Source organism: Streptomyces sp. NPDC097129 (genome assembly GCF_055668065.1).
The window spans coordinates 1-1,088 of sequence record NZ_JBVOQE010000107.1; the positions used below are offsets into that span (position 1 = coordinate 1).

The window sequence follows — 1,088 nt, forward strand, 5'->3', positions numbered from 1 at the left end:
GACGGACCCGGGGGTACACGTGGTGTGCGTTTTTTAGGCCGAGCTGTCGTGCGCGGGATTCTGTTCGGACGTTTGGGGTGCATTCGCGGCGGCCGTGTTTTCTGCCGGCGCCGACGAGGATCGCTTACTCGACGCTGCGGCCTTCTTCTTTTTCGGTGCGCTGTATCCCATAGCGGCGAGTTCCTTGACGGTCCACCCGCCCGCGAGCGCGCGTTCATGGGCGAGGCGGATCGTGTCCTCTGCCTCAACCCGTGCCGCGTCGATGGCAGCAAGCTCAGCTTCCGCCTCGCCGATGGCACCGACGAGAGCGACTCTCGTTGCAATCGCCTCCTGCGCCAACGATTCTGCGGCCTTGCGTGCTGTCTCCAGCGCCTTCTTGTGGCTTGACGGCGTTGTCGCGGTCATGGCAGTGGTATCTCCTTCACTCGAGGTTGTGCTCGCATCAATCTCAGCGGTGCTCTGTTGAGGTTCTCCGCTGTCGTTACGCAAATCGTAGTGGCCTGCGGCTGTGCTGTCGGGTGCGCCGTCCGTCACTGTCATCCCCTCCCACTGTGAGTGAGCGCAGACGCCGCTGCAGGCCCCCACTGAATCAATAGCGTCGTCAGCGCCGCCGGGATCAGGGCGGCGGCCCCGACACCACTGAGCGTCGAAACACTGCGACCTGGCCGCTCGGCCCGGCAGTTACTCACAGTGGAAGATAGGTCCGTCATCAGAGGAACCTGGCCGGGATCATGTCCGAACGGACTGCGCTGATCTGCACCAATTGACCGGTCTGAGGTGCCTCGATCATCTTGCCCTCGCCGAGATAGATCGCGACATGATTGGCGCCGTCAGCCTGCCAATTCCCGAACAGCAGGTCACCCGGCTGTGCCTGGCTCATCGGAATCTGGTGTCCGGCGCGGAACTGCTCCTGCGACGTCCGAGGCAGCACCTTGGTTCCGCCGCTTCCGATGAAGTACGCGAAGCGGCTCAGTCCGGAGCAGTCGTAACCGGCGATCGGGCCGCCCGTTCCATCACCCATCGACGGACCGGTCAACAAACCGCCGCCCCACTGGTAGGGAAGCCCGAGTGCCCGCATCGCAGCTTCG

General features: G+C 63.9%; 2 protein-coding genes. Both read right to left on the reverse strand.

The genetic code is table 11. The features are described 5' to 3' along the window. Window positions 1-33: 33 nt before the first annotated feature. Window positions 34-405, reverse strand: coding sequence for a hypothetical protein (locus tag AC0B9F_RS38445; RefSeq protein ID WP_229757323.1), 372 nt, complete (start codon window positions 403-405; stop codon window positions 34-36). Window positions 406-709: 304 nt separating this feature from the next. Next, on the reverse strand, window positions 710-1,088 hold a 379-nt coding region (locus AC0B9F_RS38450; RefSeq protein WP_472010488.1), incomplete at its 5' end, for an NlpC/P60 family protein.